17 protein-coding genes are annotated in these 17,117 nt (G+C 64.2%); 1 reads left to right on the forward strand and 16 read right to left on the reverse strand.

Going from position 1 to position 17,117, the window contains the following annotated elements:
* Positions 1-27: 27 nt before the first annotated feature.
* From MNAB215_RS15290 to MNAB215_RS15300, 3 genes are all read right to left on the reverse strand, one after another.
* Entirely contained in the window at positions 28-1,101 is a 1,074-nt protein-coding gene (locus MNAB215_RS15290) for a spirocyclase AveC family protein (protein WP_077079594.1), read from the reverse strand.
* The gene (locus MNAB215_RS15295) at positions 1,098-1,370 is read right to left on the reverse strand and encodes a hypothetical protein (RefSeq protein WP_083746127.1); all 273 of its coding nucleotides are present in this window, start codon (positions 1,368-1,370) and stop codon (positions 1,098-1,100) included. The genes MNAB215_RS15290 and MNAB215_RS15295 overlap by 4 nt, the downstream gene beginning before the upstream one ends.
* 101 nt (positions 1,371-1,471) lie before the next feature.
* Positions 1,472-2,764, reverse strand: a complete 1,293-nt coding sequence (locus MNAB215_RS15300; protein WP_077079595.1) for an amidohydrolase family protein — start codon at positions 2,762-2,764, stop codon at positions 1,472-1,474.
* 157 nt (positions 2,765-2,921) lie between these two features.
* Here MNAB215_RS15300 and MNAB215_RS15305 point away from each other — a divergent pair, with 157 nt between their 5' ends.
* A complete protein-coding gene (locus MNAB215_RS15305) occupies positions 2,922-4,127 on the forward strand; it encodes a cytochrome P450 (RefSeq protein WP_131829133.1) in 1,206 nt (401 codons plus the stop codon).
* Positions 4,128-4,139: 12 nt separating this feature from the next.
* Here MNAB215_RS15305 and MNAB215_RS15310 read toward each other — a convergent pair whose 3' ends face one another.
* The 13 genes from MNAB215_RS15310 to MNAB215_RS15370 all read right to left on the reverse strand — a co-directional run bounded on the left by MNAB215_RS15310 (position 4,140) and on the right by MNAB215_RS15370 (position 17,111).
* On the reverse strand, positions 4,140-4,976 hold the full coding sequence (locus MNAB215_RS15310) for a mycofactocin-coupled SDR family oxidoreductase (RefSeq protein WP_077079597.1): 837 nt from the start codon (positions 4,974-4,976) through the stop codon (positions 4,140-4,142).
* A gap of 19 nt (positions 4,977-4,995) precedes the next feature.
* A complete protein-coding gene (locus MNAB215_RS15315; RefSeq protein ID WP_165691574.1) occupies positions 4,996-6,114 on the reverse strand; it encodes an ABC transporter substrate-binding protein in 1,119 nt (372 codons plus the stop codon).
* The gene (locus MNAB215_RS15320; protein WP_077079598.1) at positions 6,111-7,196 is read right to left on the reverse strand and encodes an NAD(P)H-dependent amine dehydrogenase family protein; all 1,086 of its coding nucleotides are present in this window, start codon (positions 7,194-7,196) and stop codon (positions 6,111-6,113) included. Before MNAB215_RS15320 ends, MNAB215_RS15315 begins: the two co-directional genes overlap by 4 nt.
* Positions 7,193-8,299, reverse strand: coding sequence for a dihydrodipicolinate reductase (locus tag MNAB215_RS15325; RefSeq protein WP_245830324.1), 1,107 nt, complete (start codon positions 8,297-8,299; stop codon positions 7,193-7,195). Before MNAB215_RS15325 ends, MNAB215_RS15320 begins: the two co-directional genes overlap by 4 nt.
* Positions 8,300-8,366: 67 nt before the next feature.
* Positions 8,367-9,554: an LLM class flavin-dependent oxidoreductase gene (locus tag MNAB215_RS15330; RefSeq protein ID WP_077079599.1), complete on the reverse strand. Its 1,188-nt coding sequence runs from the start codon at positions 9,552-9,554 to the stop codon at positions 8,367-8,369.
* On the reverse strand, positions 9,554-10,498 hold the full coding sequence (locus MNAB215_RS15335; protein WP_077079600.1) for a spirocyclase AveC family protein: 945 nt from the start codon (positions 10,496-10,498) through the stop codon (positions 9,554-9,556). The genes MNAB215_RS15330 and MNAB215_RS15335 overlap by 1 nt, the downstream gene beginning before the upstream one ends.
* 114 nt (positions 10,499-10,612) lie before the next feature.
* The gene (locus tag MNAB215_RS15340; RefSeq protein WP_077079601.1) at positions 10,613-11,260 is read right to left on the reverse strand and encodes a TetR/AcrR family transcriptional regulator; all 648 of its coding nucleotides are present in this window, start codon (positions 11,258-11,260) and stop codon (positions 10,613-10,615) included.
* Positions 11,261-11,295: 35 nt separating this feature from the next.
* Positions 11,296-12,063, reverse strand: a complete 768-nt coding sequence (locus tag MNAB215_RS15345) for a thioesterase family protein (protein ID WP_245830325.1) — start codon at positions 12,061-12,063, stop codon at positions 11,296-11,298.
* A 91-nt stretch (positions 12,064-12,154) separates the two neighbouring features.
* Positions 12,155-12,907, reverse strand: a complete 753-nt coding sequence (locus MNAB215_RS15350; RefSeq protein ID WP_077079603.1) for an alpha/beta fold hydrolase — start codon at positions 12,905-12,907, stop codon at positions 12,155-12,157.
* The gene (locus tag MNAB215_RS15355) at positions 12,904-13,800 is read right to left on the reverse strand and encodes an LLM class F420-dependent oxidoreductase (protein WP_174604661.1); all 897 of its coding nucleotides are present in this window, start codon (positions 13,798-13,800) and stop codon (positions 12,904-12,906) included. Before MNAB215_RS15355 ends, MNAB215_RS15350 begins: the two co-directional genes overlap by 4 nt.
* Before the next feature lie 37 nt (positions 13,801-13,837).
* Complete coding sequence (locus MNAB215_RS15360; protein WP_077079605.1) at positions 13,838-15,001, reverse strand: acyl-CoA dehydrogenase family protein; 1,164 nt, start codon at positions 14,999-15,001, stop codon at positions 13,838-13,840.
* Positions 15,001-15,591 (reverse strand): flavin reductase family protein, encoded by a 591-nt coding sequence (locus MNAB215_RS15365; RefSeq protein ID WP_077079606.1) that lies wholly within the window; start codon positions 15,589-15,591, stop codon positions 15,001-15,003. Before MNAB215_RS15365 ends, MNAB215_RS15360 begins: the two co-directional genes overlap by 1 nt.
* Positions 15,592-15,620: 29 nt before the next feature.
* Positions 15,621-17,111, reverse strand: a complete 1,491-nt coding sequence (locus MNAB215_RS15370; protein ID WP_077079607.1) for an aldehyde dehydrogenase — start codon at positions 17,109-17,111, stop codon at positions 15,621-15,623.
* Between the last annotated feature and the right edge of the window lie 6 nt (positions 17,112-17,117).

The raw sequence follows: 17,117 nt of genomic DNA on the forward strand, positions 1-17,117 counted from the left end.
GTTCTCGCCAATGCCGTGTGACCCTTTTCACCGTTTGATTTCCCAGCCCGCCCAGGTGCCGATCATGAACGGGCCTTTCTTGCCGTTGCGCTGGTAATACCCTTGCGGATCAAACACTTTGGTCTCGGGATAGCGCCAGTGTTGAGCGGTCGAGGTGGCGATGCCGGTGGCCCGAACGAGGCCGAACGAGAGCCCGTAGCCGACATAGACGACGCTCATCACCGCCCACGCGATCACGAACGCGCCGACGTACGGGCGGTTGGCGAACATCCTGGTGCGCCGCGCGACTGTCTCCGACCAGGTGCGTCCGGTGTCGTCGACCCACATCAGCGGCGCGGCAACCGACAGCATGATGCCGAACAGCGCGGCCTCCCAGATCAGCGGGAACTGGTGGGGTGTCCCATTGAAGATCGAGCCCCAGGGAATGACCTGGGTGTAGGTGTAGAAACCCATCTGGACGAAGATCGCCTCCATGACGCCGTCCCACACGATGCAGATCGGTACTGCTAAGGCGAGCACGGCGAGCTTGGGTCGGCGAACCAACCAGGACCCCAATGGAGCCCTGGCGGCGATCCTGCGGTAAACCGCGAGCGTGAACCAGGCCGGGATGAGGAAGAAGTAGCCGTAGCCGATGATGACTGCCCACGGCTCGACAGTCGGCGCGAGATTGATCCAGAACCAGTCGACATTGAAGTGGAACATCCGAGGGTCATAGGCGGCGTATGGCGCCCAGTTCATGATGGGGTCTAGCCAGGTCAGACTGGTGGTGACCGCGATCATCAGCAGCGTGGGTGTGGGCCTACCCCTGCGGCGAGATCGGACAATCGCCGTTCCCCAGACCGCGAAGAACATAACGAGCGAGCCGATCTCGAAATAGATGTACCAGTTGGAGATACCGAGGAACTCGCTACTCGCCGGGACGAACGATCCCTCGGGGCGGCCTATCCGGGTGCCCTCGACGCCGCGACTCGAATTCAGCGCGGCAAAGACGACGGCGACGACGCCGACGGCGATCGCTGCCCACGCCAGCGGGGTCGGCTTTCCGAACTGTTTCAGGCTCCGGCGGTGCGAGTCTCGTTCGACAGTCTTCACCGAGGTCATGTGTTGCCTTTCGACGCGCCGTATTTGTCGTGGATCGACTCCATGGCCTTGAGTCGACGGGTCAGCAGGGTGGTCATGGCGTCGTTGCGGGCGGGATGGTCGGTCTCGGCTTGTATTTGCGCGAGCCGGCTGCGGGTGCGAGCGATCTCCTCGACGAGGCGCTGGCGGGCCTCGTTGTTGGTGAGGAGATCTTGGTCTGTCCAGTCGGACTGGGGGAGCTGCACGATGGCATGCGCGTCGGCTCCGTCCGTCACCCCGTCTTTAGTCACGTCGCTCCTGGAAGTCCATCGACGTAGCGGTGCTGCGGCGATTGTGCGGCGCCGGGCCGGTTCGATCGAATCAGGAAGCAAGACAACGAAATCGCCGGCTCCTAATTCGAGGTGAAGAGGTCGCCCAGGGACTTCTGGACGTCATCGATCCCACCGTGCGCGCCCATGCCCGCGTAGGCGGCCTCGGGGCCCTTGCCATCGTTAGGCCGCCACGCGTTCCCCTCGTCGGCGTTGTGCGCCTTGAACCCGGCCTCGGGGAAGTTGTACCAACGTCGGGTGTTGTGTTCGACCATCTGGGCGACCTCGTCGTCGGGGACGTCGGCGAACACTTCTTCGGCGCGGGCGCGGCTCTTGGGCCAGAACGAGTCCGAGTGCGGGTAGTCGCACTCCCAAGTGATGTTGCCGACGCCGATGTCGTAGCGGTTCTTCACGCCGGCTTCGTCTTCGATGAAGCAGCCAGAGATGTTGCGCTTGAACAACTCCGAGGGTGCGATCGTCGGGTGGATGTTCTGGTAGTACTTGTGCTTACGCCACACGTAGTCGGCCCGCTCGACGAGATACGGCATCCAGCCGACGCCGCCCTCGGAGAACGCCACCTTCAAGTTCGGGTGACGGTGAAACACAGGGGAGAACAGCAGGTCGGTGCACGCAGCCATCGATGTGGTCCCCATCAGGGTGATCATTACTGCGAACGGCGCCTCCGGCGCGATCTGCGGGGGGAAGCCACCCGAACCAAAGTGCATGACCGCCGTCAGGTTGGTCTCCTCCATCGCCGAGAACACCGGATCCCAGTGGTCGGTGTGATAGCTCGGCAGGCCCAGGTTGATCGGGTTGTCCGGCAAGCCAATTGCCCGGCAGCCCTTCTCGGCGACCCGTTCGATCTCGGCGACCATCAGCGCCGGATCCCACAGCGGCACCATCGCCATCGGGATGAAGCGTGCCGGGTCGGTGGCGCACCACTCGTCGAGTGAGAAGTCGTTCCACGCTTGCACACTCAGACGCGCAAGCTCCTTGTCATCACCCTCGAGAAAGATGGTGCCGCAGAACCGCGGGAACGATGGGAAGCACAGCATGGCCTCGACGCCATCGATGTCCATGTCGGCGATGCGGGCCTTGGGGTCGTAGCAGCCCGGGATCATGTCGTCGTAGCGGACCGGTTCCAGGCCGTACTCCTCGGGCCTTTTGCCGGCGACGGCGTTGAGCCCGATGTATGGGTACGGACGGTCTTCGTACAGCCAGGACTGCATCGGCGCCAAGCCGTCACCGCGCGGGATCTCGACGATTCGCGGGCCTCGTTCGACGTATTTCGACGGCAGCCGGTCGGTCCATACCTTGGGGTGCTCGATCAGGTGATCGTCGACCGACAACAACTTCATGTGCGGCTGCAAAGGCATCGCAAGGCACTCCTTCGGTCACGCGATCGCTGCGGGGATGGTGACTGCATTCACAGTACGAACCGGCCTTGGAGAAAGTCAAGTGATCACTTGACTATGTGTTGCGATCGCGCTTAGTGTGGCTGACGTCACGGCCCTCAGCGCGGGAGGTTTTAGCGTGGAACTCGACCTATCGAGCATGATGACCGATCCGGCTCTGGCCAATAATCCGTGGCCGGTCTACGCAGGTTTGCGCGATCACGCCCCGGCCATCGCGGCTCCGTTCAGTCGCTCGCGCAGCGGCACCGTTGTCGTGCTCTCGCGTTACGAGGACATCCGAAAGGCGCTGAGCTCGCCCGAGTTGTTCGAGGCCAACGGCGCCAACGAGATGGGCCAGCAACGGCCGTGCATTCCTTTGGACGTCGACCCGCCCAACCACGCCAAGTACCGCAAGCTGCTCGATCCGTTGTTCTCACCGCGCGCGGTACGGGCGATGGCTGACGAGACCCGGGCGATCGCGAAGGAACTGCTGGCCAAGGTCGTCGAGGACGGCCGGACGGATTTCCACGCGGCGTTCACGGTTCCGTTCCCGTGCCGCGTTTTCCTGAATGTGGTGGGCTTCCCCGTTGAGGACCTAGACAGGTTCCTGGTCTGGAAGGATGCCCTAGTTCACGGCGAGGACGTCGCGGGCAGTGACGACTTGAACGTGCTGCGGGAACTGTGGAAGAAAACGGCCAACGAGCTGTACGCGTACTTCGACAAGCTGCTCGACCGTCGCATCGAAGATCCTGCCGGCGATCTCGCGACGCGGCTGGTACAAGCCGAGGTCGACGGAGACCCGTTGACCCGCAACGAGATGCTCGACATCCTCTTTCTGCAGATGGCCGCCGGACTGGACACCGTCACAGCCACCCTGGACTGCGTTCTCACCCGACTGGCTAAGGACCCCGAACTACAGGCGGCGGCGCGCAGCGAGCCGGAGAAGATGCGTCAGATCGTCGAGGAACTGCTGCGGATCGAGACACCGGTGTCACTGGTGTTGCGCTACGCCACCGAGGACATGGTCATCCATGACGTCCCGATCGCGAAGGGCGACCTGGTGATGCTGATGCTCGCCGCCGCCAATAACGACGACCGCGAATTCGACGACCCGCAAACGCTCGACGTCGACCGCAACAACACCCGCCACTTGGCCTTCGGTGGCGGCGTCCATCGTTGCCTGGGTTCGCATCTCGCACGCCAGGAACTGTCGATCGCACTCGAAGAGATCTTCGCTACCCTCGGGCCATTCAGCATCCCCGAGGGCGAGGAGGTCAACTTCGTGCCCGGAATTCGTACTGCCCACAGCCTTCCGCTGGAGTGGAAGGCATCGGTCGCTACGTGACGCCGACGCGCATCACTTGACGGTGAGACCCGCGTCCACCGAGTGCGTGATACCGGTGATGTAACGGCCGGAGGTGCCGCACAGATAGACCATGGCTTCGGTGATGTCGCTGGGCTCGATGACCGGGACGTTCGGCAGTAGGTTCTGCATGGTTTCTCCGAATTCGGGGTGCTCCACCGCGTATTGCATGAACTGTTCGTTGACGACCATCGGAGTCATCACCCCCGTCGGATGCACGGAGTTCACCCGAATGTTCTTCTCCGCGAGGCTGTTCGCGTAGTAGCGCATCAAGCCGACGACGCCGTGTTTGGCCGCGGCGTACCCGGCAGTCCCGTGACTCATGGTGCTGAACCGGGCACCTCCGGCCTTGAGCCCGGCCGATGAGCTGGTGATGACGATCGCGCCGCCCTCCGCGTTATTCAACAGGGCAGGCAGCGCTGCTTCGATGGCGAAATACACGCCGTTCAGCATGACGTTCACGGCATCGAGGTAGGCCGACATCTCGTGTGACGGCTCGCCGAGGATCGGCATGATGCCCGCATTGGCCAGGACGAAGTCGAGCCGACCAAATTCGGCCACTCCCTGTGCAACAACCGCTTTGAGTCGGTCGAAGTCGCGAACATCGGCCTGCTCGGCGACGATTCGGCGCCCAGTCTTCTCCACCAGATTGATGGTCTCGTCGAGGTCCTCGCGGGTGGCCATCGGATAGGTCACGCTGTCGATCTGCTCGCACAGGTCGACGGCGATGATGTCAGCACCCTCCTCGGCGAACCGCACTGAATGCGAGCGGCCCTGGCCGCGTGCCGCACCCGTGATGAAGGCGACTTTTCCATCAAGTCCATTGCCCATGTTCAGGTCTCGCTTTCTGTCAGCTGCGGAATCGTGCGACGAGGCGGGTGGCGCTGGCGTCTTCGTTGATCTCACGCAGCACCAGGTAGTTGACGCCGTGCCAGGCGCGCCGGTTGTACTGGCCCAGCGAGATTCGGGTTCCCGGACCGCCCGTGGACGATGGCACGGCCTTGACTTTTTCGAGGCCCTTCATCACGCCGAGCGGGGTCAGCGTCTGGGCGAATCCGATACCGCGCGCCATGGCGTCGGCACAGTCGAACGCCAAGGTCGGGATGCAGTTCTCCTGACGATAGCCCCAGCGCTTCTCGAAGCGCTCCTGCATGGCTTGTCCGACCCGGTTTTCCTCGTCGTACTGGTCGACGCCGATCCAGCCCTGCAGGCCCTTCATCCACTGTGGCACCACGTAACAGTTGATGAAGGCGGTGCACATGTACCGCGGCGGGCTGTAATCCGCCGCAATGAACGCCGAGTTCATCTCGATGCCGGGTAAGCCGAAGCCGAAGTACGCCACCGCATCCGGGTTCCTGGCTTGAAGCCGCGCGACCGTCTTGGTCAGGTCGCGATCGGTCTGGCCGACGCCCTCGCTGTGCACGATCTCTAGGCCCTCGCGCCGACAGGCGTCGGTAAAGAACTCGGCGTACTCATAGCCCGGTGCCGCACGCTCGAAGACGACTGCCACGGTTTTGAGACCACGGTCGGCGATCGCCTCGGCAATCAGGTAGCCCTCCTCGGGCAGCGATCCGTTGCCGAATCCGAACATGTACTCGTCGTACTGGCGGTCGGTGCCACTCCAGGTGATCGTTGAAACCTTGCGTGGGCCCGATGCCATATGTTCTTTGACCGCAAGGGAATTATCGCTGATCATCGGGCCGATGATGCCGACGCTGCCCTCGTCGACGAGCTCCTGCCAGGCCCTGACCACGTCGTACGCGTCGCCGCGGGGCAGCCCTTCGACATCGCGGATGATCAGCCGGGCGGGCCGGTCCAGGATGCCGTTGTCCAGAGCCTCGTCGAACGCCAACCGGCACGCGTCGAGGAAGGACTGCTTCACATCCACGATCGGGAAGTCAAGACAGATACCAACTTTCACCGACGGTGATCCCGCCGGAATACCGCCGTTGATGTCGCGGCCGGTCACAACGAATCTCCTTGCTTGTGGGTTTGCACACCCTGCGGGGTGACCACGAGGTCCAATGCACTGTGGACGGTCGGCGTGGCGTTGCACACCGCTTTGATCGCGTTGAGCGCCCGGGTCGCCGTTGCGCCGCCGCCAGGAAGCTCCCCGCCGTCCAACTCGAGCTGCACCGAGACGCTAGGGGTGCCGTCGATGTCGACATGGGTGAAACGGCGTCCCTTCGATCCCGTGGGTCGCACGGGTGACCAGGCGTCGCCCGGCTCGTCGGGCATGGTGTAGACCCACGACATTCGCAGCCGCGGCTCACCGTCCACGACGCCGTCGAACCGCAACCGCACCGCCGCGACCGTGCCCTGCGGAATGGCGCCCGCCTCGAACTCGTAGTCTTTGTCGGCCAGCGCAAGGTCCTGATAGGCGTTGATGGACCCCAATTCCCAGCCGTAGCCGTCGGCCAGCATCTGCAGAGCGCCCTCGAAGTGCACTGTCCAGACGTCAGCGGGCAGGTCGGTGGTCGGGCCCTGCGGCACGGTGCCGAAACCGAGTGCCATGAACGACAACGGGTCTGAATAGGTGCCCTGTAGCACGCGTTCGGCTACCCGAACGGTGCGCGGAGCCTCGCACAGCGAGCCGAGGTACACCGGCAACGCATCCGTGGTGAACCCTGGCGCGATTCCAGTTCCCATGAAGGCAGATTGCCCTGCAGCGCAAGCCTTCTCGAGCTTGGCGAGCATGTCCGGGGGCAGCGACTTCGGATAAACCAACCGGATGAATGTGGTGGTAACGACGTTCTTGCCGGACTCGAGCAGTCGGCACATCTCGTCGATGACGTCGTCGACCTCACGGCCGAATTCGGTGGCCAGGTAGGTCACGCAGTCCACATCGAGTGCGCAGAACTCGTCGAAGCTGCCGATGGCGCGGACCCCGACCGGGTCGACGCCGACGATCTCGCCGGAGTCCTTCCCGATTTTCTCTGGGCTGTGCGCCAGGTGGCCGACCAATTCGATGTCAGGTCGCGCCAGGAGCTGACGCAGGACCAGTGTGCCGGTGTGGCCGGTGCCGTAGTGGGCGACCCGGTAGCGCTTCATGCCGGCGACCCGCTGGTTGCGCGCGCGCCGACGGCCTGTCTGGTCACGACGTCTCGGCCTGCGATCGGGTCACGGATACCGGGCTCGGCTGCGACGAGATGCGGAATCGCGTTCACCGCAGCCATTCCCGTGAGCGCGATCGCGGAGTTGAGGTTCTTCTGCCCGTCCTGGGCATCGAAGCACAGCTGCATGCGCATGTTGGGGCGACCGGCCACTCGATATACGACAGCGCTGGCCGCCTCCGCAACCGGACGCGGCCAGGAGTCCGGCCACGGCGTGCTGGACACGGTCGCGAAGTATTGCACCGAGACCACCGCCTTGCCTTGGACTTTGCCGGCGAGCTGCCACCGGTGGGCGCAGATCGTCCCGGCAGCAAGCACGCCGACATTGGTGGCGAGATCGGTGGGGGCCTTGAGCGTCTCCCAATCGAGGTCGATGTCGTCCAGCTGGTAGCCCAGGATTTCGGCGATGTAGCGCACCACGGTCTCCCAATCGTGGTTCACCTTGCCCGAGGCGATGCGCGCGGGCACATGGCCGTCCGGCTTGCCGAAGCCCATGGATTCGTGCAGCACCTCCCAGATCGGGTAAGTCTCGTCGAGGCCCAGTGCATACTCATCCATCCGGTAACTGTCGACCTGACCGGCGCCTGCCAGTAGCGCGGTCGGAATGTTCAGGCTGGCGACGCCGGGTTCGCTGCCGGTGGCGTAGAAGCTGGATTGGCCTTCCCGACAAGCGCTTTCGATCGTGTCCCGCCAATTCTGCGGTGCCGCGGGGGAGTAGACCATCGGGATGGTGGAGATGGTGACAACGTTAATCCCCACCCGAAGTAGTCGCGCCATGTCCTCGATGGCCTGCTCTTCGCGACGGACGGCGGTGCCGCAGTAGCAGAAGCAGTCCGGTTTGGCGGCGATGATCGCGTCGACGTCGTCGGTGGCGAGCAGGCCGATGTCGGGGAGTCCGCACAACGATCCAGCGTCGACGCCGACCTTCGCCGGTGTCGTCACAAGCACGGCGATCAGGTCGAGAGCCGGGTCGTTGATGATGCCGCGCAACGCTTCCCGGCCCGTCAAACCTGTTCCGCCATGGGCTACCCGATAGGTCACCTGGTCTCTTTCGCCTCGTCGTTCAGTCGTCATTGAGTCACCGGTGGGCGTGTGCCCGGTCCGTCGACTAGGTGGACAATCCTTCGGTGACGAGGGTCGTGACACCCGGACCCGTGGCGGGTTCGATCCCCTTTACCTTGGACAGCAGCGCGACAATGGCCTCGCCCGCCGATGCCATGTACTTCACACCGCACAACTCGGCGTAGTTGACCAACGACAGCTCATCGATCACACCGAGATCCAGGTAGGGCGCAAGACGCTCCAGCACCTGTGCTGAGGTCCCGACGAACTGCACTTTGTCGATGGCCTCACGCGGGGTTCTCGCGCATACGTCGAGGGCCTCTTCGCGAGAGATCCACGGCGGGATGCAATCTCGGGAGAACATCCAGTTCTCACCGTAGGGATGGGTGAGACCCCACCGCGTGTAGGTGGCGCTGGTCGGCGTCGCCAGCATGGTGTTCCAGAGGACGAACGGATGTTCCCGTAACTCGGCGAGATTTGCTTCGTCCTCGTCGAGCACAGTGATCATCGTGACCGAAATCTTAATGCTCCCAGGGTCCCGGCCAGCGCGCTCGGCGTGCTCGCGGACCGTGGCGACGTCCTCGGCGAACCGTTCGGGGGTGTCCTCGCTGGCGCCGGGAATGTAGGTGAACCAGCCGTCGGCGTACTTGCCGATCAACTCGAGTACCTCTGGTCCGCCGCCTGCCACGTAGACCGGCGGAGGGGTGTCGCCATACGGATGAACCGCGACGATTGCGTCTTTATGCTTCCATACGATTCCTTCATCGCTGACGGGATCGGTTGTGCGAAGGAACTTCTGCACCATGCGAAGGGAATCCGACAGCTTTTCGTTTGCGCCCTTCCGCGCGATCCCGTAGGGCTTCATCTGTTTGTTCTCGCCATTGGCCAAGAGCAGGCGAACCCGGCCCTTGGTGGCGTGGTCCAGTGTCAGCAAGCTCTGGGCGATGACGGACGGCGGACGTCGGACTGCGTCGATCACTCCGTAGTGGAACTTGATGGTGCTGGTCTGGGCGGCTGCCGCCGCGATGATTGGCCCGGCGTCCATGAACGCATTGAAGGTGGGCAGCAGCGTGGCGACATCGGTGATGTCGGGTGTCCATAGCGAGCTGGGATGAGTGAAGCAGAGTTGGTCACCGTAAATGATGAAGTCCATGCCTGCCGCCTCGGCCCCGGCAGCCGCGCCGGTTGCGAGTTCAAAGGGCGGGAAGTGGACCCCGTAGACGCCGATCTCCATTACGTCGCCAGGGACGGCGCGCGGTCCGTCAGTGAGCTCGCGGACACCAACGACGGAGCGATCATGGAGCGATCAGCACGCTTTGCCCACCACGACGTGAGCACAACGCAACCAATCAGTAAGCCCCACATGATGATGGCGCCGAGGGCGCCGTTGGACTGCGGGGCGCCGGATTCCGGCTGCATGGCGATCTTGCCCGGGTAGGGGACCAGTACTCCGGTTTGGGTCAACATTCCGGCGTACTTGGTGATGGCGTGTGGCAGGTAGGTGGCGGCGTACACGACGTTGCAGAGCACGATGTAGGCGATGGCCTGCAAGCCCAGGCGAACGCCCGGTGATGTCGTCTTCGACTTCGCCCAGACGTCTACGACCGAGTCGCCGTCTGGCGTGGTGTTTCCGACGACGACGGCCGCAAAGACGATGAACGCGGCCATTGCCAATGGGATGTAGGCCGGGAGCAGGCCCATGCCGTTGCTGATTGCGAGACCGGGCACCACGCGGGAGAACGTCCAGAGATGCAAGTACTGCGCTTGAAGGCCTTCGATCGACAAATCCCAGGTGATCCCTACGGCCAGTCCGCAGGACACAAAGGTGTTCCCCCGATTGGTGTCGAAACGCTTGATGATCAGTTTGGCGATTCCTACCGCGATGAGCGCAGGCAGCAGGAAGTACATGATGTAGCCCGGTGGCGCGATGACCGGCAGTTGTCCCTGGGTCATGCCGATCGGCCCGATTGCCGGCAGCCGGTGAAAGTCGGGGTGAAACTGCGCGTACATGGCGTTGTCGAACGGCGCCTCGATCCACGACATCGCGAAGATTCCGAGTACGAACCATAGACCGGGGAGGATGCGTCCACGCTTGTAACTCAGGTACGTAAACGTGCCGAGCATGGAGAAGAACACCAGCCAGCACAGTGTCTCGAATACGACGACGCCCCAGTACATGGCCGCTCCTCTTCGATGAGTCCCCAAGCGATTCGAAGCGTATGACGCCGCTCACAGCAATGTCAAGCGACCACTTAACTATCTCGGTGGGTGCCAGGGGATAGCCCCTAGGCCCTAGGTTTTCGGCGGTACCGGCTGAAGCCCGTAGACGACGAAATTGGTCAATTCGTCGACGATTACGGCCTTGCTTGGCGGTTGCTCGCCTTCGCCGTAGGACTCCGGTAGCAGCACGACATTGGTGATTGCCGAGATGATGCCCATTCGCAGCACCAGGCCCGGATTCGTCGACGTCAGCTCACGACGGCTGAGGAACTCGCCCATCTCCGGGCCCATGCCCTGCAGGACTTCCGCGAATTGCCGGCCGATGGTGGCGGTGTCGAAATCGGGCGGACGCTCGACTAGGACGTTGAGGATCGCGCGAGTCAGGCCATGATGGCTGTCGATCAGGTCCACCACCTCAGCAACGAAACGGTGGACGATCTCCTGGTGCGGCTGAGCCCGCAAGGTGTCGTTGCGGCGCCAATCGTCGGCGAAACGTTGAAGTGTGGCGAACAACGGATTGACCACCGACGCGAGCATCAACTCCGACTTCGAGTTGAAGTATCGAAAGATCAGATTCTCTGACACGCCGGCGTTCTGCGCGATGTCCTTGGTCGTGGTGCCCCGGTAGCCCCGTTGGGCGAAGAGTTGCTGCGCAGAATCGAGCAGATGCTGCTGCGCCGTCCCGCGCTTGACACGAACCTTCGCCGCGGGTTGCTGCATCCGGACAGCATATTGGGTTGATCGCCGTCCGCCGATCAGGTCGACACTATCGACGGTGGTGGCGTGAATCCCGGGTTCGCCAATGCCGTTGCCATACCGCTGCCGATGGGTCCCTTTTCGTCGAACAGCGTCGCAACGCCGGTGGCGACCCCCGCGTGGCTGTAGTGCGTCATCGACGCCAATCCGATGTAGACGCCTTCCGGCAAACGACTGAGCGTGATCGTGTAGTCGGCGTTGATGAACTCCAATCCATCAGTGCCCCAATGGGTTAACGAACTGGTGACATCCCCGGCCATGACGACGCGAGTAAAGGGCGACAGTGGCTCGTCGTCGACGAGCAGCTTGGTTTCCCGCAGCCAGACGAACTTCTGCCCGTGGTGCCGCCACTCGGTGACGCCGACACCCGGACTGCCCGCGACCGGGTCCCGGCCGTATGACTGCAACACCATCGGGACATCACCGGCCAACATCACGGGATCCGCCGGAACGGCGGGCATGGTGACGGGTGAGGTCCACACCGTGTCCACGGTGGTGTGCTCGCTGCGGCGAAGGAACAATGCGCTGGCCCGGGCCACCGTCACGTCGTTCTGAGTCATGACCGCGTCGACCACTCGAAGTCGCCGGCCCTCACGCACAACCGAAGAGTGCATCTGCAAGGGTTGCAGCGGCACTGGCCGCAGCAGATCCACCGTCAGACGGGCGGGCTGTAGGTCGACGTCGTCGACTTCTCGCTCGACCGCACGCGCCAGCAACCCGCCGACGTAGTTACCGCTGATTGACGGACCCCACGGCCCCCTCGTCAAACGGGTTGGTACGTAACCTTTCCCGTCAGTGACGAAGAAGCACGTCGGCACGGGGCGGGCCGATTTCGCCGATGAGTCTTCCACGTGATCCCTATCCCCGTAACCGGCATCGCTTGAGCAGGATCTGTGCCAGGCGCTCTGGGTGGCTGAACATCACGTCGTGGCAGGCGTCGATGGGGATCACCTCTTGGACACCGCCGAGGGCGGCCATGCTCGCCTGCTGGGATTTCTGGGACAGCGCCCGGTCTCGGGTGGTTAGCACCCAGGTGCGCGGCACGTCGTCGGGAAATCCACTACGGTCCACGGGCTCTGCGGGAACCGCCGCCGACTCGGTGTACAACCTCGATATCGCCAGTCGGCGCTGTTGCTTCGTCATGCCGTTACAGAACGCGTACTGCGCGGCCACGGTTGGAACCTTGAACGGTCTGCCGCCTCGAGCGGCGAACCGCGCGAAAGCCGCCAGGGGACCGCCCAAGGTATCGACGATCGCCTGGCCCTGACGGGGGACGAACGCGCTGACGAGAACCATCTCGCGTACCCGTGCGGAGCCGAGTTTGGCGACGACGCCGGGGACCGTCACACCGGCCATCGAGTGGCCCGCGATTACGATGTCGCCCAAACATTCTCGCTCAATGTCGGCGACGACAGAGTCCACCCAGTCGCCGATGGTGGCGGTCGCCAAATCTCCTGGCGTGCGGCCGCGACCCGGGAGATCCACGGCGAGCGTGCGCAATTCCGGTTCCTGGCGACGCAATTCGGCGATGACGAGGTCCCAGCAGTCGCCGGCGTGCTCGCCGCCGTGGACGAGCACGAGGTCGGGCAGCGACTTGGCGGAGCCGTTCATCGGTCGACCAACTGGGAGCTCAGCATGTCGATGTCGGCACGGAAGTCGGAGAAGCTCCTGCTGGCCGGCTCGATGGTGATCCACGTGACGCCCGCTTCGGCGTAGGTGTCCAGCCGGGGCCGCACCGCGGCACAAAATTTCTCGCAGTCGCCACTGGCGAGCAGGTCTGCTTCGAACGGGACGAAGGCGACGTCAGCAGCGCCGCGGCCCGCCTCCGCCCGCTGCTTGTTCACCGTCGCGATCCACTCGCCAAGTGTGTCGATGTCCTCGAGTGGCCGGGCGCGGGTGATCGCGGCCATCTCGCCCGACGCGGCCATCGGCATCCAGCCGTCGGCGACCTCGATGACGCGGCGCTGCGCGGCCGCGCTGTTGCCGCCGATCCAGATCGGCGGACCGCCCGTCGTCAGCGGCGGTGGCAGCGCGACATGACCGCTGACCCCGAACTCCGGCCCGTCGTGATCGACGCCCGCCCAGGTCGCCTTCCACGCGGCGATCGCCTCGTCGAGCAGTGCGCCACGCCGCTCGAAATCGGCGCCCAACGCCTGGAATTCGGCCTTGAGGTAGCCGGCTCCCGTCCCTAGTGTGAACCGACCACCCGAGAGCAGATCGAAACTCGCGGCGGCTTTGGCCGTCAGATACGGATTGCGATACCCCGATACCAGGATGTAGGTCATCAATCGGATGCGGGTGGTGGCGGCCGCGGCGAAGCTCAATGACACGAACGGATCGAAAGCGTGGTGGCCGCCGCGGGCCAACCACTCCCGGTCGGGATAAGGGTGTTCGGACATCGAGAAGGCATCGAAGCCGGCCTCTTCCACCAGTCGCGCGATGTCGCCGATGCCTGCGCCCTCGCACCACCGGTTCCAGTGCTTGACGGCCCGCATGGGGAACATCAGGTTGTAGCGCACTTTGCTCCTCTTGTTGGGCCCACTATCTCACCAGTGATCGCGCGATGACTTCACGCTGGACCTCGGTGGCGCCTTCGCCGAGTCGCTTGACTCGCAGGTCGCGAAACCATCGCTCCAGCGGCAGTTCGGTGGATATTCCCAGCGCGCCGTGAACTTGGATGCACCGGTCCAGGACTCGGTAGGCGGCTTCGGTTCCGAACATCTTGGCCACCGACGCATCCACCCGAACGTCGCGTCCAAGGTCGGCGTTCCAGGCGGCTTGGTACATCAGCAGCCGCGCGGCGCGCAGGTCCACCTCACTGTCCACCAGCATCCATTGGATGCCCTGCTTGTCGGCGAGCTTGCCGCCGAACACAACCCGGTCCCTTGCCCATTGGCAGGTCATGTCGAGTGCGCTCTGCGCGATCCCGATCGGTCCGGCGGCGTACACGATGCGGCCATGCACCAGGAACTCGCTCGCCAGCGAAAAGCCCTGTCCCTCAGCACCGATCAGTCGGTCCGCGGGTATCCGCACGTTGCCGAAGTGCAACTCGTACGGCGCAAAAGACGCCATCACGGGGATGCGGCTGAACGTGACTCCGGGGGTGTTCTTCTCAAGAATGAAGGCCGAGATACCCTGGCGCCCCTCGCCGGTGCGGGCGTAGATCACGCCCCAGTCGGCATCGGGCGCATGCGAGATCCACATCTTCGAGCCGTTGAGCAGGTAGCCGTCGCCGTCGCGCACCGCCTTGAGTTGGATCGCCCGCGCCGGATCCGACCCACCGGAAGCCTCGGTGATCGCGGTGTACGCCTTGGACATGGTGCCGTCGACGATGGGCTTGGCGTATCGGTCGAACTGCTCCGCCGACGCCTTGAACATGATGTTGGGCGGGTTACCGCCGAAGGCGCCGAGTGCCGGAAAGAAGGCTCCCATACGGCATTTCGCGGCTTCCTCGGCAACCACCACCTGACCGAGGACACTCAGCCCGGCACCGCCGTGCGCGGCGGGCGTCTGCAGCGCCCATAGCCCGAGTGCCCTGGCTTTGGCCTGCAGCTCGATGAGCTGCTCGCGGGGTAGCCCGACCGTGTCGTGGTCCAGCTTCTCCTCAAGGGGATGCACGTGGGCATCCATGAAGCGCCGCACGGTGTCGCGCAGCATCACCAGTTCTCCTGGCAGCTGCCATGCGCCGGAAGGCCCTTCGGACATCAGACCCGCGCCGCAGCGGCCGCCCGCAGGTCGCGTGCACTCTGCAGCTGCGGCTCGTGATTCGCCTCGTATCGCTCGATCCACTCGTGCGGCAGTTTGCCCCACGCCTCACCGATCCGCAGCCGCTGCGCGGAGCTGAACACCTCCGCGGCGACGACGTCGCCGACGAAGATGGTGTTCTCGTCATTGTCCAGCGACCCGGTGATGCGGCACTCGACGTAGCTATGTGCATCGAGCAGGATCGGCGCACCCGTGACGCCCGGCTTGGTGCGCAGCATGGAGATCTTGTCGCCGTCCCGCCCCGAACTGCCACCGAGTGTCATCAGGATCTCCATCGACTTGTCGATCTCGTCCGGGCCGGCCGACAGCATGTGCATCACGAAGATGCCGGAGTTCACCAGCATGTCGTGCGTCTTGTTGTACTTGGTCAGGCTGACGGTTGCGCGCGGCAGTTCCGGCACAATGCTGGCCGAGCCGGCCGACAGCGACATCAGCCCGTTGGCGACTCCGCCGTCAATCGTGGTGACTGCCACCGGAAATGGTCGCAGTCCGGCCAGCACCTTGTCGGCGGCCGTGAGGTCTAGCGTCATGTGTATACCCCTTGTCGATTGGCTGCAGATCAGCCGAGCGTGAACGGGTCGCGGGTGTCCCCGGACAGTTCCACCCACACCGCTTTGGTCTCGGTGAAGTCCTTGATGGCGTCGATGCCGTTTTCTCGCCCGATGCCGCTGTAGCCAATGCCGCCGAATGGAACATGTGGCGCGACAACGCGATACGCATTGATCCAGACCGTACCCGCGCGCAGCTTGGCCGCTACCCGGTGCGCCCGGTAGACGTCCTTGGTCCACACCGCCGCGGCCAATCCGAACTCGGTGCTATTGGCGGCGGCGACGGCCTCGTCCTCGTCGGCGAAGGTCATCACCGCCAGCACCGGTCCGAAGATCTCCTCGGCGACGGCCCGCATCGACGGGTCGACACCGGTCAGCACCGTGGGCTTGACGAAGAAGCCGCCGAGGTCGGTGGCCGGCTCGCCGCCGTAGGCGACCGTTGCGCCCTGCTCGCGGGCAGAAGCGAAGTGCGACAGCACCTTCTCGTACTGGGGCTGGTTGGATACCGGACCCATCTCGGTCGCCGGGTCCTTCGGGTCACCCAGTTTGATGGTCGCCGCCCGCGCGACGATCTTGTCCACCAGTGTGTCGGCGACGCTGCGGTCCACGAGAAGGCGCGAGCCCGCCAGACACGTCTGGCCGGTAGCGGCGAACACGCCGGCGATTACCCCGTTGGCCGCGGCGTCGAGGTCGGCATCGGCGAACACCACCTGCGCCGACTTGCCGCCGAGTTCGAGGGAGAACCGGGTCATGTTGTCGATCGCGGCCTTGCCGACCTGAATGCCAGTGTTCGTCGATCCGGTGAACGCGATCTTGTCGACACCCGGGTGCGACGCGAGCGCGGCACCCGTCTCGGGGCCCCAGCCGGTGACGACGTTGATGACGCCCGGCGGAAAACCGGCCTCGGCGAACAGCTTTGCGAACGCCAGCGTCGATGTCGGGGTGTGATCGCTTGGCTTGACGACGAACGTGCAACCCGCGGCCAGTCCGGCGGCCAATTTCCAGGTCAGCAGCAGCAGCGGCGAGTTCCAGGGCGTGATCGCGCCGACCACGCCGACCGGTTCATGCCGGGTGTAGACGAGGTAGTTGGGCTTATCCACCGGTATGACGTCGCCCTGCAGCTTGTCTGCCAGCCCGCCGTAGTAGAAGTAGTAGTCGGGCAGCGACCGCATCTGGCCGACCATTTCGCGAACCAGCTTGCCGCCGTCGCGCACCTCGAGTTGGGCCAGTTGCTCGGCCTCGCGCGCGATGATCTCACCGAGTCGCCCCAGCAGCTTGCCGCGGGCGGTCGCAGTGAGCGCACCCCACGGTCCATTCAGCGCAGCACGGGCGGCCGCTACGGCGCGGTCCACGTCGACGGCCCCGCCGTCGGGCACGCGTGCCCAGGGCCTGCCGGTGAAGGGGTCAACACTGTCGTACGTCAATCCCGATGCGGCGGGCGATGATTCGCCCCCGATCAAGAGATCGAACTGGACCAACGTCTCGGTCGCGGTGTCAGTCATGCGTCC

This window comes from Mycobacterium numidiamassiliense (genome assembly GCF_900157365.1).
GTDB lineage: Bacteria > Actinomycetota > Actinomycetes > Mycobacteriales > Mycobacteriaceae > Mycobacterium > Mycobacterium numidiamassiliense.

What these genes read in the sequence shown, in the direction of transcription:
- MNAB215_RS15290 (WP_077079594.1), bottom strand. Translation starts at nt 1,101, where the DNA reads ATGACCTCGGTGAAGACTGTCGAACGAGACTCGCACCGCCGGAGCCTG.
- MNAB215_RS15300 (WP_077079595.1), bottom strand. Translation starts at nt 2,764, where the DNA reads ATGCCTTTGCAGCCGCACATGAAGTTGTTGTCGGTCGACGATCACCTG.
- MNAB215_RS15310 (WP_077079597.1), bottom strand. Translation starts at nt 4,976, where the DNA reads ATGGGCAATGGACTTGATGGAAAAGTCGCCTTCATCACGGGTGCGGCA.
- MNAB215_RS15320 (WP_077079598.1), bottom strand. Translation starts at nt 7,196, where the DNA reads ATGAAGCGCTACCGGGTCGCCCACTACGGCACCGGCCACACCGGCACA.
- MNAB215_RS15330 (WP_077079599.1), bottom strand. Translation starts at nt 9,554, where the DNA reads ATGGAGATCGGCGTCTACGGGGTCCACTTCCCGCCCTTTGAACTCGCA.
- MNAB215_RS15335 (WP_077079600.1), bottom strand. Translation starts at nt 10,498, where the DNA reads ATGTACTGGGGCGTCGTCGTATTCGAGACACTGTGCTGGCTGGTGTTC.
- MNAB215_RS15340 (WP_077079601.1), bottom strand. Translation starts at nt 11,260, where the DNA reads ATGCAGCAACCCGCGGCGAAGGTTCGTGTCAAGCGCGGGACGGCGCAG.
- MNAB215_RS15350 (WP_077079603.1), bottom strand. Translation starts at nt 12,907, where the DNA reads ATGAACGGCTCCGCCAAGTCGCTGCCCGACCTCGTGCTCGTCCACGGC.
- MNAB215_RS15355 (WP_174604661.1), bottom strand. Translation starts at nt 13,800, where the DNA reads ATGTTCCCCATGCGGGCCGTCAAGCACTGGAACCGGTGGTGCGAGGGC.
- MNAB215_RS15360 (WP_077079605.1), bottom strand. Translation starts at nt 15,001, where the DNA reads ATGTCCGAAGGGCCTTCCGGCGCATGGCAGCTGCCAGGAGAACTGGTG.
- MNAB215_RS15365 (WP_077079606.1), bottom strand. Translation starts at nt 15,591, where the DNA reads ATGACGCTAGACCTCACGGCCGCCGACAAGGTGCTGGCCGGACTGCGA.
- MNAB215_RS15370 (WP_077079607.1), bottom strand. Translation starts at nt 17,111, where the DNA reads ATGACTGACACCGCGACCGAGACGTTGGTCCAGTTCGATCTCTTGATC.